The 14,340-nt window shown below is 51.7% G+C and carries 10 protein-coding genes; 5 read left to right on the top strand and 5 right to left on the bottom strand.

What is annotated here, in order from left to right; genetic code table 11:
• Positions 1-21: 21 nt before the first annotated feature.
• From SH302x_RS01800 to SH302x_RS01785, 4 genes are all read left to right on the top strand, one after another.
• The gene (locus SH302x_RS01800; RefSeq protein WP_479366863.1) at positions 22-1,389 is read left to right on the top strand and encodes a zinc ribbon domain-containing protein; all 1,368 of its coding nucleotides are present in this window, start codon (positions 22-24) and stop codon (positions 1,387-1,389) included.
• Between the two features lie 8 nt (positions 1,390-1,397).
• Positions 1,398-2,414, top strand: coding sequence for a hypothetical protein (locus tag SH302x_RS01795; RefSeq protein ID WP_479366861.1), 1,017 nt, complete (start codon positions 1,398-1,400; stop codon positions 2,412-2,414).
• 159 nt (positions 2,415-2,573) lie between these two features.
• Positions 2,574-3,884, top strand: coding sequence for a xylose isomerase (xylA, locus tag SH302x_RS01790; protein ID WP_479366859.1), 1,311 nt, complete (start codon positions 2,574-2,576; stop codon positions 3,882-3,884).
• A gap of 446 nt (positions 3,885-4,330) precedes the next feature.
• The gene (locus SH302x_RS01785) at positions 4,331-6,760 is read left to right on the top strand and encodes a polysaccharide biosynthesis tyrosine autokinase (protein ID WP_479366857.1); all 2,430 of its coding nucleotides are present in this window, start codon (positions 4,331-4,333) and stop codon (positions 6,758-6,760) included.
• An 18-nt stretch (positions 6,761-6,778) separates the two neighbouring features.
• Here the strand turns inward: SH302x_RS01785 and SH302x_RS01780 are convergent, their stop codons facing one another.
• The 3 genes from SH302x_RS01780 to SH302x_RS01770 form a co-directional block, all read right to left on the bottom strand.
• A complete protein-coding gene (locus tag SH302x_RS01780; protein WP_479366855.1) occupies positions 6,779-8,095 on the bottom strand; it encodes a polysaccharide biosynthesis/export family protein in 1,317 nt (438 codons plus the stop codon).
• A 63-nt stretch (positions 8,096-8,158) separates the two neighbouring features.
• Positions 8,159-8,842 carry a M14 family metallopeptidase gene (locus SH302x_RS01775; RefSeq protein WP_479366854.1) on the bottom strand — a complete coding sequence of 228 codons (684 nt, stop codon included), beginning with the start codon at positions 8,840-8,842 and terminating at the stop codon, positions 8,159-8,161.
• Positions 8,843-9,206: 364 nt separating this feature from the next.
• Positions 9,207-10,325 (bottom strand): hypothetical protein, encoded by a 1,119-nt coding sequence (locus tag SH302x_RS01770; RefSeq protein WP_479366852.1) that lies wholly within the window; start codon positions 10,323-10,325, stop codon positions 9,207-9,209.
• Between the two features lie 365 nt (positions 10,326-10,690).
• Between SH302x_RS01770 and SH302x_RS01765 the strand changes: the two genes are divergently transcribed.
• Positions 10,691-11,998 carry an O-antigen ligase family protein gene (locus tag SH302x_RS01765; protein ID WP_479366851.1) on the top strand — a complete coding sequence of 436 codons (1,308 nt, stop codon included), beginning with the start codon at positions 10,691-10,693 and terminating at the stop codon, positions 11,996-11,998.
• A 76-nt stretch (positions 11,999-12,074) separates the two neighbouring features.
• Here the strand turns inward: SH302x_RS01765 and SH302x_RS01760 are convergent, their stop codons facing one another.
• On the bottom strand, positions 12,075-12,812 hold the full coding sequence (locus SH302x_RS01760; RefSeq protein WP_479366850.1) for a hypothetical protein: 738 nt from the start codon (positions 12,810-12,812) through the stop codon (positions 12,075-12,077).
• Positions 12,809-14,302 carry a hypothetical protein gene (locus tag SH302x_RS01755; protein WP_479366849.1) on the bottom strand — a complete coding sequence of 498 codons (1,494 nt, stop codon included), beginning with the start codon at positions 14,300-14,302 and terminating at the stop codon, positions 12,809-12,811. The genes SH302x_RS01760 and SH302x_RS01755 overlap by 4 nt, the downstream gene beginning before the upstream one ends.
• Positions 14,303-14,340 lie beyond the last annotated feature (38 nt).

Genomic DNA, 14,340 nt, shown 5'->3' with positions numbered 1-14,340 from the left:
GTAAATCTTCTAAAGCAAATTATGTCCGACGTTCCAGACCCAAACCATTCGCCCGACCAACCGACCCCGCTTCCGCGTCCGAGCACGATCCGGCCCGACCGCTCGAGGCTGGTTCCACCTATTTCGGAAACGGAAGAATGGCAATCGATTGTCGAATCTTCGAAGCAACGTCGCCAGCGAACTGGGAATCTAAGTTCAACTTCGACAGTCGACGGAGCGACGCTGGTTCAACGTTCAGATGATTATGCAGACGATAACTTGCAAGGCAACAGTGCTTCGGAATTGTTGGTGGATGCTCAACATCGTCCCCTGCCCTGCTCTGCTTGCGGTTCGCCTCGTTCCGTGGGATCCAAATTCTGTGTTGCTTGTGGACTGCCATTTGACCAGCCTGTAGCTACTGCCGTACCAGCGTCCCCGATCTCCCACAGCGCGTCGTCGAAAACGGTCGTGGAAAGCCATTCGCCCAGTTCGAAGCCCATCGTCTTTCACTGCCAAAATTGCGGCAGCGATATTGCAACCAGCACTGGCCAACGCACTTACCGCTGCCCTTTTTGCGATTCTAATTACGTTGCTGAAATCGAATCTCATGCCGCGGACCGTCGACGACCAGAGTTCATCATCGGTTTTACGATCACGCATGAACAAGCGATGGAAAAGTATATTGCTTGGATCAAGAAGAAGAGTCTGTTCCGGCCGAGCGATCTATCGCTGAGAGCTATCTCAGAAAAGCAGATTGGCGTTTACATTCCCTTTTGGCACTACGCTTACTCAGCTCGCAGTCGCTGGAACGCCATGGTTGGCCAATATTGGTATCGGACGGAGACTTATACGGTCAAGACTCAGGACGGAAAGACGGAGACGCGCACGCGAACCGTGCGTGAAACCGAGTGGAACCCGCTGTCGGGTCGTCATCACAAGTATTACTTTGGTTACATGGTTTCTGCTTCCAAAGGATTAACTCAACAGGAAGCTCTCAACATCCAGCCTTATGATCTGCGGGCCATTACGCGCTTCAAACCGTATTTTCTGGCAGGCTGGATGTCGGAGGAGTACTCCATTGACTATCCCTCTGCAAAAACGATTGCGGAAGACGAATTCCAGAAGCGAGAAGTCAACAGTGTTTCTCGGTTGATGCCGGGCGATACCTTTTCGCGTTTGCAGGTCGATACCGATTTTGAGCTCAATGAAATCGATTTAGTTCTCTTGCCAGTGCATGTGCTCAGCTACCGTTACCGTGATCGCGTTTACCGCTTCTTGGTCAATGGCCAAACAGGGCGCTATTCAGGTGAGAAGCCGATTTCCGGGATTCGAGTCGCGATTGCGATCGTGTTGGCTGTTCTGTTTGTGGTGGCGATCGTGTTGCTCATTTTGCTTTTAAACAACAGCTAGGAGTGGGCATGGACGTATCCAATCACAGTCTTTCACGCTGTCGAATTTGCAGATGCTTTTTGGAAGATGACGATCTGTTTTGCACCAATTGCGGCACCGAAAATCATCATGCGACTGCAAACGCTGCGATCGCGCAGCAGGCCCGCGCTGGAGACAAAGTGGCGACCACTCAGATCGCGTCGGTCTATGCGTTTGAGTGCGAGGGGTGTGGAGCGTCGATGAGCTACGATGCATCGTCCAGAGCATTGCGTTGCCCGTTTTGTGGATCGACCGCCTTGCAAGAAAGAAAAGATGCCAGAACGTTACGAGCGCAGACTGTCATACCGCTGCGAATCCAGCGGTCAGAAGTGGAACGCTCGCTGCGAGAATGGCTGTCGCGGGGATTCTGGCGGCCAGGGGATACTGCAGCGGCCTCGGTGATCGCTTCGGCCACTCCGGTCTATGTACCGTTTTGGTTGTTTTCGGCTGCGACGCATACGCATTGGACGGGCGATGAAGCGGCACCTTTTGGTTCGCGAGCTGATTGGCGCAGCCGCAGTGGCGAGCACCAGGGATCGCATCAGGCCATCTTGATTCAGGCCAGCAGCGTGTTAGCAATTCATGAAGTGGAGTCGATCCTTCCATTTGATCTGTCGCAGCAGACATCCCCGGAATCGGTCGACTTGGCCAATGTGGTGGTGGAAGATTTTCGCTTGCCGCGTCGCGAAGCTCGCTCGATGGCCAGAGCCAAAATTGAAGCGACCGAAGCCATGCAATGCCAAGGCTACTTGCGCGGACGCAGCCGAAATGTGCGTGTCAACGTCATGATTTCCAATATGTATGGACAAACATTGCTGGCACCGGTTTGGATCATGGTTTACCACTACCAAAACAAGCCTTATCGCGTGTTGATCAACGGTCAGACCGGAAAAACGCACGGTTCAGCGCCGATTTCGGTCGCAAAAGTTTCCGTGGCAATTGTTTTGTTTTTGGTGATTGTCGGCATCGCTTTGCTGCTGATTTTCCTTGCTTCTGCGGCTCGATAATTGAGATTTTGCACCGCTGCAGCGGTCGCCCATGCTTGGAACCGGGCTGAGCGTGGCAGACTTTGGGAATTTCTGCCTCGGTACTATTCGGCTTGGCCGAATTGCGGCAAAATCTAGCCTAAACGAAATCCCTATTTCTCTTCCTATTCAGATTGAATCATGAGTTATTTTCCAGACGTCCCAAAGATCAAGTACGAAGGTCCTTCTAGCCGCAATCCGCTAGCGTTTCGTTGGTACAATCCCGACGAGATCATCGAAGGCAAATCGATGAAGGATCATCTACGTTTTTCCATCGTTTATTGGCATACCATGCGAGGAACTGGTTCCGATCCATTCGGTCCAGGGACTGCAATCCGCCCTTGGGACGATGGTACGGATTCGGTGGACAATGCGTTGCGTCGAGCCGAGGTGGCCTTTGAGATCTTCGAAAAGCTAGACGCCCCTTATTATGCTTGGCATGATCGCGACATCGCTCCAGAAGGCAAATCGTTGCGAGAAAGCAACGAAATCCTAGACAAAGTCGGTGCCAAATTAAAAGAGTTGCAACAAAGCACCGGTATCAAGCTGCTGTGGGGAACAGCGAACATGTTCAGCAATCCACGCTTTATGCATGGTGCCGCGACCACTTGCAATGCTGATGTCTACGCATTTGCGGCCGCTCAAGTGAAGAAAGCTTTGGAGCTTACGAAGGAACTAGGCGGTGAAAACTATGTATTCTGGGGCGGACGCGAAGGTTACCAGTGTTTGTACAACACCGATATGAAACGCGAGCTAGATCACTTGGCGCGTTTCTTCCATATGGCGGTCGACTACGCCAAGAAGATTGGCTTCAAAGGCCAATTCTTGATCGAGCCGAAGCCTAAGGAACCCACCAAGCACCAGTATGACTCCGATGCAGCCGCGTGCTTGAACTTCCTGCGAGCTTATGATTTGCTGCCTTATTTCAAATTGAATCTCGAAACCAACCATGCGACGTTGGCCGGGCACACCATGATGCATGAACTGGATTATGCCGGGCATCAAGGCGCTCTTGGAAGCATTGATGCAAACACGGGCGATTTGTTGTTAGGATGGGACACAGACCAGTTCCCAACCGACTACTACTTGACGGCGCAGTGTATGCTTGCGATTTTGAAGCATGGTGGTTTGGGCAGCGGCGGTGTCAATTTCGACGCCAAGGTCCGTCGCGAAAGCTTTGAACCAATCGATCTTTTCCATGCACATGTCGGCGGCATGGACGCGTTTGCACGCGGACTGAAGATTGCGGCAGAAATTCGCAAAGACGGTGTGATCGACAATTTCGTCAAAGAGCGTTACAGCAGTTGGGATTGGGGCATCGGAGCGGACATCGAGTCTGGCAAGATGTGTTTTGAATCGCTTGAAAAGTACATGCTCGCCAAGGGGGAACCTGCTCCAAACCAAAGCGGTCGCCAAGAAATGCTCGAAAATATCGTCAACTGGTATCTCTAAGCATCCAGTTCAACAATCTGAGGATTGCCGAAACCACCGACTCCAAACCGGTGGTTTTTTTATTGCTCGACTTTAACGACCGAAAAACGCTTGCGTCGCAGGAAAACCCTATAGTTATCGACAACGACGGGCAAGCCGACATTAGGGAGTAGCTACGATTTTGATTGGCGGGAACTCACAACGCTCGGGACACTCACCAGCATGCAAAATCTTCGAAATGCTGGGCGACACCCGTTACAATCAACAGCCTTGGCATATCCGGCACAGTCTGCTTACAAGATAAAATCGCATTTGAATTTGGCCGGTCATAGGGAAAATGCTTCTTCCGCTAGCTTCGATTTCTATCATACTGGACTGATGTTTTTACGCCTGCCGGTACATACGTCTATCGGTTTTACTGAATTATCGGTGTGGGCCTGGACTCGTACTTCTTTGTTTTCAGATTAATGATCAACACCTCCACTGCCTTGGATAATCTTCAAAGATCCAAATCGAATTCGTTTGCTGAAATTGACTGGGACGTCATGAAGATGGTGCGTTACTACTGGCCAATTGGCGTAGTCTGCGTGCTGTTAGGTTGGGCGGCGGCCATCGTCTACTATTTAAAAACTCCGCCGATTTACGAATCGAGCGCTGAGATATTGTTGATGCCTAAAGACCCGGCATTAGCCGCTCGAGGTCTGGACAGCGGCCGTGATGCGAACGCAACGCTTTCCAACGATCTGCTTGCAACACACATCATGCTGATCAAAAGCCCTGCAATTGTTGAAGAAGCTCTCCGTCGCAAGGACCTTACCAATCTTCCGAGCCTCGTCGAAGCAATGTCGACAACGGATAATTCCCCAGCGGACTATATCATTCGCAATTTGACGGTTTCGCGGGGTGGAAAAGGTGACACGGAGAATGCACAAGTCTTGAACGTGTCGTTCGAGCACACCAATGCTGAAGATGTAAAATTAGTCGTCGAAGCCATCGTCGATGAGTTCCGCGACTTTATCAATAAGAAATACGCGGACGTAAACCAAACGGCCGCAGAGTTGATTCAAAAAGCTCAGACACAGCTAAAGAGCGATCTAGAAACAGTAGAGAAGCAGTTCCGAGAGTTCTCCGAGAAAGCACCTATCTTGGTAGGCAACCAGAACTCCACCAACGTCTATCGTGCGGAGTTCGAGCAGATCGAAGCCAAACTGACCGATGTTCGAATGGAACGCGCTGACAAGGAATCGCGACTAAAGCTGGTCGAAGAACAGCTCGCGATCATCCAGCAATCTAACGGCAACAACTTCGAAAAGCTTGCGTTGATCGGTGATGAAAGCGCTCAACGCATTAAAGTTTTCTTGGAAGTGCTGGCTGGCCGCCAAGACTCGCTGTTGTTTATGGCACAGCAACCTGAACGCATCGAAGTAGCCCGTGGGGAATACGAAGAGCTCTTAAAATTGAAGGCGCGTTTGAAATCGCTGGTCGAGGACTTTGGTCCGGAACACGCCGAGGTACGAAACGTTTCCGGGCAGATTGAAACCGTCGAAAACTTCATCGCTAGCCGTTCAGGTAAACTGAAGGTTCAAGAACGTGAAGAGGAGTTGACAGCAGACTCGATCATCAACGCCTATGTTTCGCTGTTGCGTCACGACATCCGCGCTCATCAAGCTCGCGAAGCGTTGCTGCTGGAAAGCAGCAAGATAGCTGAAGGCAAAGCCAAATCCTTGATCCAGTTAGAACTGGAAGGCGAAGCGTTACGCCTCTCCGTGGAGCGTCAAAAGGACCTGTTTAATGCAACCGTTGAACGGCTTCACGAGATTAACCTAGCAAAAGATTACGGCGGCTTTGTCAATGAGACGATTCGTAAGCCTGTAACAGGGATCGAAATTTGGCCTAAGCTCCCCAAATGTGCGGCATTAGGTACGCTGGCTGGTCTCGTTCTCGCCTGCGGCATCGCAGTCGTCATGGAACTCCAGAACCGAAGTCTGCGCAGCATCAAGGATGTTGAGCAAATCACGGGCGTGCCGACCATTTCGTTGATTCCGAAATTGACGGAACACCTTGATCCAGAGTTCCAGCGCAAGCTGAAAGATTCGAAGGTCAAGATTGAACCGACGATTGTCGCCTATCATCAGCCGTCCTCGCGAGAAGCGGAGGTGTTCCGTGGACTGCGCACCACGTTGCTGTTCAAAGCCAACGCGGCCAAAGCAAAAGTCATCTCGGTTACCAGCCCTTCCGCTGGCGATGGCAAATCGACTGTGCTCTTGAATATCGCCATGAGCCTGGCGCATGCTGGTCGACGCGTGTTGTTGATCGATGCCGATATGAGACGTCCAACGGTCGCCTCTAAACTAGGCCTTGAAAACACGGTCGGTTTATCGGAGCTGCTCCAAGGCAAAGCGATTCTTCTGGATGCCGTGATCCAATCGCCCAAACTCAACTTAGATGTTTTGTTGGCCGGCAAGCCGCCAGAGAATCCATCGGAGTTGCTCTCGTCTCCAGAGTTCAAGTCGCTGATTGAAACAGCGCGAGCCGACTACGACGTGGTTCTAATCGACTGCCCACCGGTTCTTGCAGTTGCCGATCCATGCGTCGTGGCGACATCGGTTGACGCTATGTTGCTTGTGTTGCGAGTCAATGCCAAGAGCAAAGTCGAATTACAGCGGACGATGACGTTGATCAACGAGGTCAATGGCAACGTGATCGGCACGGTGGTTAATGCGAGCAAGTTGCTGACGGCCGAAGGGGATGTGGCGGGCGATTACGGCGTTGGTTATGGATATGGTTCGTACGGCGGCAAGGCCGCGGACTATTTCCGCAACAAGCATAGCGTGCCTAGCAGTTCAAACCTGCCACCGGCCCCAAGCGCCAATGGATCAGATCACAAAGTTAGTTAACAGCTTGGACGCGTAACGTTAGCGATTGGGGATTACATAGTTCAAAGAGACCATGTTCGCCACCGAGTTTCCGAAGATCTGTCCGGGCGTGTAATGGAGGGCGACATAGTCTTGCGGCTGGACTATCACGCGGTGCTTTCGGTCGCGTTGAGCACGATTTAGGTCCACTCGAATGGCGATTTGTTGGTCGTTGGGAAGTTTGCGAATGATCAATGCTCTGGAGGGGGGTAAAATGTTACCAGGGCCTGAGCCGGTCTTTACAAAGTTCACTCCACTTTGCCCACCGACGCCACCAACGCCCAAGTTCGCAAGTGAGATCGCTTCCAAGATATCAATATCCCGGTCGCGTGGCATTGGCACTTGGCCGCCAGCGAGCAAACCGCCAGTGAAGAAGACGTCATCAGTTCTTGCTCGAACGAACAGAACATCACCGTCATGCAACAGAATATCCTCCTGGCTAAATTGCGGTGACTCGCAGGGGTTTACCCAAAGTGGAATTCTGAGCGCAGTCCCAACGCTGCCATTTTCAATCACGCTTGTGGGTACGCCTTGTGGATAAAGGTTCGGATCCCAGAACTGATTGACTTCACTCAGTTGCAGCTTCTCTTGCCGTAGGACCCACAATTCATTGTAGGCGTCAAAACCTGGCAAGCCTCCTGAGATACTAAGCGCATGCAGCACATCGTTTTCGAATGCGGGCAGATCCACGACTTGAGCTTTACCATGCTTGCTGTACAACGGAACTGACTTTGCCAGGAAGCTGGGCGCATCGCTTGGAATTTCATCGCGAATAACCAGCACACGTACGACGCGGCGACGGATCAGTGTTAGGTAAACGTATTGACGACCAGCTTGCGATAACTTTTTGTCGACGACCTCTTTGCCTATCAATTCCACCGCTTGCGAGATGGTCAACCCTTCCAGTTTGATCGCACCGATCGCAGGCAGTTCCAGTTGTCCGGCCGAATTCACTTCGAGCGGTAGACCGACAGCCGGCGTGTAGTTCTGACCCGAGGGGGGGTAATAGATATTTGAGAAGTTCGCCTGCGGTGGCACGAATGGAATCGGTTCTTCGGGATTGGGGGGAATCAGCCCTTTGACATAGACCCCCAAGATATCTCCGGGGGCAATCGTGTACTCGCGTGGTTGTGGTTGTCCTAGCAGTGCCAAGTTGAGTGGCACGCGTTCCGACTTCACTGGTCCACGCAGAGCTTCAGGCAACCGATCCGCTGGAATGGCATAGCTGGTGAACGTCAAACACCCACTGCAAAACGGTAAGCAGAAAAGTACGATGATGAGGTAAGCGAACTGATTGGACTTCTTTTGCGACTGCATTTTCGATCTTCCCTGATGCGATTGTAACACTACGTTCCAGATCTGGTTTCCCTAGACAAAGGCTCAATGGGCGAAGGGAACCTGAAGGGTCTCGGGTTGGAGCCATTCTCCAGCCTGCTGCTCCGGCAGCGTGGGTGGCTGGATACCGTCCAGATCGGAGTTAGATTGAATTGGCTCGGCGACAGGCGGGATGTTCGCTGAGGGCAAATCGGCTTGGGGCAAATGCTCAGGTTGCTCAAACTGGGGAGCATCTGAAGGCGAGGGCACGAAATATTGATCCGACGGTAAATGCGATGACCGCTTGGGTTGTAGGATCTGGTTGTTCTCCAGTCCGCATGTATCGCCCAGACAAACAGCTCCATCTGTTCCTTGATAGCATGATGGGACGCTGTACTGTCGATTGCGACAATCTCTTAACGCGTCCATTGCGCCGAAGGAGAAGCCTTCGTACCACTGATTCACCGAACATCGTCCACTGACATCGCCAAAGGAAGGTCCCCAATATTCTTTAGGAGCGACCGGTGGAGGAGCACCATTGCCACCCTGCGAGACATCCTCGTAACCAGCCCGGTAACCTTTCGCGAAATCGCGAGTGATCTTATCTTCGGCGATGCAACTCTTAGCAGATCTCCACGCCGTCCAAGCGCGCACTTTGTTGGTATACGAGTAATGGTAGTCAGCCACGGTAGCGCACCCGTTAAAACAAGCACAGCTTACCAGCACCAACGACGAAATCTTTTTCAACATATAGCCACTTCCCTGTAGCCTGCCAAATTCAGCAGTTCCGGCTTAAGTCCAGCAAAATCCTTGCCAGCTTCGGACTCGACCAAGCGTCGCGCATCCGATCAGCTAGCCTGCCCGTGTGAATCGGTAGTCGATTTCGGTATCGGCTTTGGCTCTCTGCAGCGTTTTGAAAACACGGAGCTATGCGGACATGTACAGGAATAGACTCCATGGAAACGGTAGAATCGTCACAGAGCGAACTTCGAAAAACAGATGCGTGCTGAACCAAACCGTTAGAATCGGTACAATCGCAATCCACCAACGACCTAGCTCAGGCGGCTTGATTCTAACCGCTGCGGGTATTCTAACCGCTGCGGGTAAGCGCCTGCTACGGCGGCGAGATCTTCGACTGGATGATACCGTCCAGCACCAAGCTAATATTGTTGCTCCAGCCTCCGCTTACTTGCGAGGCCGTCAAGTAACTTTCAATTTCAGAAACATCAAACCTGCGATTGGACTTGGTCTCCATCCTGCGTGTGACTGCCCGTTTGGGTTGTAACCCATCGCTCATAAACTCATCAAATCGAATAGTCCCTACTATGCCGCACGCCTTTAATGAGCGTGGCGACTGCAAATCTGTTGGTGAGATGTAGTGCCAAACTTGCCGTTGATCGGAGGTGATGACTAGATGCAGATCAAATTCGTCTTCACCGCTATCTGAACGTTTCTTGCGGGCTTGTGCTTGCAAGAAACCCAGTTCATGCCGAAACTCGGGCCGGCCGATTTCTTGATCCAACCAAGTGGACCTAAACAACAATACGGCTGTTTGACTGGCGGCATCTTCGCCCCCATCGACCATCCCTAAACCACAGATATCCTGCACGGTGTTAGAAACCGCTTCCACCCACGATTGCGTCAGCGGCAAGCCGTTGAAACGTCCGACGGCGGCTATCGGTCGATAGTTAAGTATCCACTCGGAAGTCACCGGATCTTTCGTGATTCGGGCCTGCAAACTTAAGTAATGGTCTGCCAAGAAACCGGTAATGACCGGGCGACTCAACACCGGCAACTTCTTTTCGTCGCTAGGTAGCATGGTCAAACCAACCGTCAAGAACTCGCGACGCGTAGCTGGAAAAAGTCGATCTGCAGTCTTATGTCGATCGCGTGGTGTCAACGAAATAGTGTATTGGAGAAACTCCATTGGTTCTCCAGCAGGCAGCTCTTCGCAGGTGTCGTTTCTTCGTTTTCGATACGCAGCCTCTAATGCTGCAGGTGTATTCGGAATCGATTTCAACTTTCGCTGGTCGCGACGAATATCGTACTCGCTGATATCTTTTTCCATCTCGGAATTGATATCAGATTCTTCTGCAACCGGCCGAGCGGACGTTGAAGACTCCGTGCTAGTAACACGAGTTTCCTTCCATGAATCCTTTCGCATTTGAGGCAGCCAATAGAAGCCTGCCCCGGCCAATCCCAAAAGCACGACAAAAGACAATAAAAGCTTCAAAACAGCCTCTGTAGAAGTTCTGCTCTCAAAATCGCCGCTTGGATGATGAGAAAACAAGTCACGAGCGGTAATTACGCAACGAACACCAAGCCTACCTATTGTCCTTCGATGAGGTGCTAGCAGCAAGCCATTCTCAACGAATTTGCGGCGGATACTATCTAACTTCCGATCAATTGGTCTGTTTAAAGCGGGCGCTGTTGACATTGACCAGCTTTCCTGACCAATATGGAACCGACAGCGGGCTGAATATAGCCGCACATACCTTTCTAAGTTTTTTGTAAATCGAAACCTTGCTGACCTGGATCTCCTGCCTCATTATCCTGCTGTTGGTGCTTCTGGCATCCGGACGCAAATACGGTCCTCACATGGCACTGGCCATCACCAGCCTGACTGCCTTGTTGATGCCCTTCTGGATTCAGCTAGAACTCTTTGGCAATGGGCTCAACTTATGTGTCGCCAGTGGCATCATGGCGTTGGGCTATTACTGCTTACATCCGAAGGCCAAGTTCCGCACTAAGCTCATCCCTTTGGATTATGTCATGATGGCACTGGTAGTGGTGCATTTCGTCTCCGATTTAATCAATAGCGGGCCGAGCCTGGAGATCCTCGCTCAGATTTATGGTGAATGGTTCGTTGCGTATGTGCTAGGCAGATTGTCTCTCGCTAGTTTTCCAAGCCTCCGCGTACTGCAATGGCCTGCGTTCTATGTTTGTCTTGCACTCGCCACTATTGGAATCATTGAATCGGTAAGCTCTATCAATCTGTATCACGAAATCTTCAGCTTTGATGAGTCATTGAGCAAACGATTCGGAATGCGTTGGGGCTATCGTCGGTCCGCAGGCCAGACAGAGAACCCGATTTATTTTGGAACCCTATTGATAATGATGCTGCCTTGGACAGTTCAGGTGGCTATGTCGAAACTCCAAGAAGATCGCAATCCGATCTGGTTTCTTGGAACGTTGATCGCAGTCGCTGGGATTCTAAGTACACTGTCGCGGGCGCCTGTCTTGGCAATCGCGATTCTTGCCATAGGTCTGCCTTTCGTACTTGTCCCAAAGACTCGCCTTCCTATTGCTGCCATCAGCATTGGTACACTTGTCGCCGCGTTTGTATTTCAAACGCAACTGGTCAATCTCATGCACCAGATGGCTGGTGAGTCCTTGGAGACAAAGCGTGCGACCATCCTAGTGGATGGAGAGAACGTCGAGCTTTCTTCTGCAACGGTACGACTCCATCTATGGAGTTTTTACGGTACCGCAGTCCGAAAAGCCGGTTTATTTGGATATGGGACAAATCGCACATCGACGTTCCCCCCAACGGTCCCGATGGGAGGCAGCAATGATATGAAAACGCTGCGAGGATTATGGGCGGTCGACAATGAGTTTTTGTTGCTGACGCTTCGATTCGGATACCTGGGAGTTGCATGTTGGATCGCCGCATTGGCGTGCGCCTGTTTTAACTACTTTAAACTTTCCAGCCACTGCCCCATCGACTTGAAATGGTTATGCGCTGGTTTGGCAAGCGCTTTTATTGGACTGGCCTTTATCCAATTCACTGTATGGATGCCCCAAGACTATGGTTTCCATGTGCTGTGGCTCATGGGTGGCAGCGCAGGTCTGATGGCAGATCATCTTGAAAGAAAAATGGCGAGACAAGAACGCCGCGAATACTAACATAGTTCGCTGTCTCCGGCGGCGCATCCCAAGCCATATTGCACCCGCACTGCCATCGTGGCTCTAAGTGGGCGTTTTAAGGAGTATCCTCATTGGAGAGTCGTTCATCCTTTAAATCCGCCACCATGCTCGCTGCATTCGCTAATAGCTCGCTAAGCTCTTCTTGCTGCTGAAGATCAGAAACCTCCGCTTGCTGGTTTTGCTGAACGGTAAGGTACTGGTGGAGCCGACCAAGTTCAATCAAGTGGTCATCATCCGTTGCATGGGCAGTCAAGTAACGCAGACGCTCCATCGCCGCTGAGGTTAAACGACGCTGGGCATAGTCCTTGAGATCGCTAACACTGGGCTCAGCTAACGCGAACTCGATGAGTTCCGGTATGGCAAAGTAAAGATTGTGAACCGCCAAGGCTTGTACCTGCGGCCAGAGTTCGGCAGCTAACTCCGGTTGCTGTTTGGTCCAATCCTCTAAACTCCAATTGCTGCTTGTATGCTGTGCAGTGAGATAGCCGAATAAAACTTGTGCGTCGCCAAACTTCCGATCGATCGATGATCCGCTAACAAGATCCCAACGCTTTGGGGACTGAGTGAAGTCAACACTTGTGAGATACTGTGTGACCGCGGATCCAACCACGGGCACAGCCGGGTCGCGGTTCATATTCTGGCTGCCAAAAGCGTTCTGATAGAACACAAACGCTCGTTGCTCAAATGTTTGAGGGCAGAATTCGACGCCGCGAATCTCCCTTGGATACCATAGCACCAGGGCCAGCAATGCCAAACCGCAAATGCCAACTAACAGCCAGAGCAATCGCTTCATATCGACTCAATTTGCGGTTGGGCAACGCGACGTGGCGGCTCTTTCCGTCGCGACCATCTGAATCGCCGAACCGCTTGCGAGGCAACTAAGTCATCCAAATTGGGGCGAAACACAGTCAGCAAAACCAGTGGAAGATACCAAGCCATCAGCAAGCCCCCACCGTAGGCGTAACTAAACTGCGCCGCGACCATCACCGCGGCCGAACAATTCAACAGCGTGGCGAGGCTTTTTTGAGCTGGCCAAAAGGCAAATGAAAACGCTAAAGCCACAAATGCAACAACCACTGGAATACGAACATACGGGTGCACTCCTAGCCCCCAGATTCCGTCCAAGTCCGTTAGCTTGAATTCAATGGTGCCGAACATCTGCCGCAATTGGACCAAGAAATCGCGTTGATAGATACAGGCTAGCGCGATCACTAGGCCTAGCAAGGCAGATACGACACCGACAATAAATCGCTTCTGGCCACGCTGCCAATAGAAGCTCAACCACAAGGGCAATAGGAACAACGGATAGAACACTAAGCCGCCAGCCAGCCCAAGGGCGGCTCCCGCCAACAACGGCCGCCGGTAGAGAAGCACTGCTAACACCAACAGGGAACCGGGAATCGCATGCTCGACCCTGCCAATCATCTGAGCTGTGTACGGCAGCAGCAAATACAGAACGGCTGCCCCTACTCCTGATTTCAAGTCGCTGAAATGCCAATAGCCAACGCCCACCATGCCGAGAATCAGAACCGAATTGGCTATGGTCAGCAGCACTCGTGACAACGTCGCCAATCGCGCTTGTTTCATCCGACTGGCGGCATTCCCCTCTGGCGAACCTGCACTGGCTTGCTTTTGACCGTCCAACGATGATTGACGTGTCGTAGCGATATCCGGCAACGCCTTCAAAGGATCGAACCCAGGCCCGCGATTCAATTGAGTCGATTTGATCTGCGCAGGCGGACTATTCAACACGTTGGCGGTCAAGAAAGTGAACAGGCTTAACCCAATAAAGACTAAACCACCTTGGGATAAGTTGGGATCCAACAGAGGACGTCGAAAAAACGTCGTGTCTACCAACATGCGCGCTAGCCATAACCCACATACCGATAGCAACCAGATATACCCAAACAAACGAACCTTGCGCGCAGTCCACTGAAAACCCTTCTCAGCCCCAACTCCCGCTTCAAGATCCCCCGCCGCGGAAGCCGTATCGCCGGTCAAGCTGCCATCGCTCTGGCTTTGGGATGCCACGTACTGGGCCAAATCCACCATGGCTTGTTTTGCAGCCGCATTGCTTACCGGTTCGGTGGGACTACCTGCCATCCGATACGATTCATGGATCAGTATCAAACCTGGCGTCAGCAGCAGCAGCAACAAAACGTCCAGATTCCGAACGCTCCAAAACCGATGAAACATGAAGTAGATGCCGACCACCAAAAACGACGACATGTAGACCCATGTCGATGGCTCTGGTCGCTGGTAGTAAAAGAGAAACTGGCCCATGTCGGCTTGCTGGATGTGTTCCGGAATTTCAAGACACT

It is taken from the genome of Njordella calcicola (genome assembly GCF_056494125.1).
Note: the sequence above shows the minus strand (reverse complement) of the source record. Positions and strands in the feature narration are given on the sequence as shown.

Excerpts from the sequence above, each read along its gene's own strand:
- SH302x_RS01800 (WP_479366863.1), top strand. The coding sequence starts at position 22 with ATGTCCGACGTTCCAGACCCAAACCATTCGCCCGACCAACCGACCCCG.
- SH302x_RS01795 (WP_479366861.1), top strand. The coding sequence starts at position 1,398 with ATGGACGTATCCAATCACAGTCTTTCACGCTGTCGAATTTGCAGATGC.
- xylA (WP_479366859.1), top strand. The coding sequence starts at position 2,574 with ATGAGTTATTTTCCAGACGTCCCAAAGATCAAGTACGAAGGTCCTTCT.
- SH302x_RS01785 (WP_479366857.1), top strand. The coding sequence starts at position 4,331 with ATGATCAACACCTCCACTGCCTTGGATAATCTTCAAAGATCCAAATCG.
- SH302x_RS01780 (WP_479366855.1), bottom strand. The coding sequence starts at position 8,095 with ATGCAGTCGCAAAAGAAGTCCAATCAGTTCGCTTACCTCATCATCGTA.
- SH302x_RS01775 (WP_479366854.1), bottom strand. The coding sequence starts at position 8,842 with ATGTTGAAAAAGATTTCGTCGTTGGTGCTGGTAAGCTGTGCTTGTTTT.
- SH302x_RS01765 (WP_479366851.1), top strand. The coding sequence starts at position 10,691 with ATGGCACTGGCCATCACCAGCCTGACTGCCTTGTTGATGCCCTTCTGG.
- SH302x_RS01760 (WP_479366850.1), bottom strand. The coding sequence starts at position 12,812 with ATGAAGCGATTGCTCTGGCTGTTAGTTGGCATTTGCGGTTTGGCATTG.
- SH302x_RS01755 (WP_479366849.1), bottom strand. The coding sequence starts at position 14,302 with ATGGGCCAGTTTCTCTTTTACTACCAGCGACCAGAGCCATCGACATGG.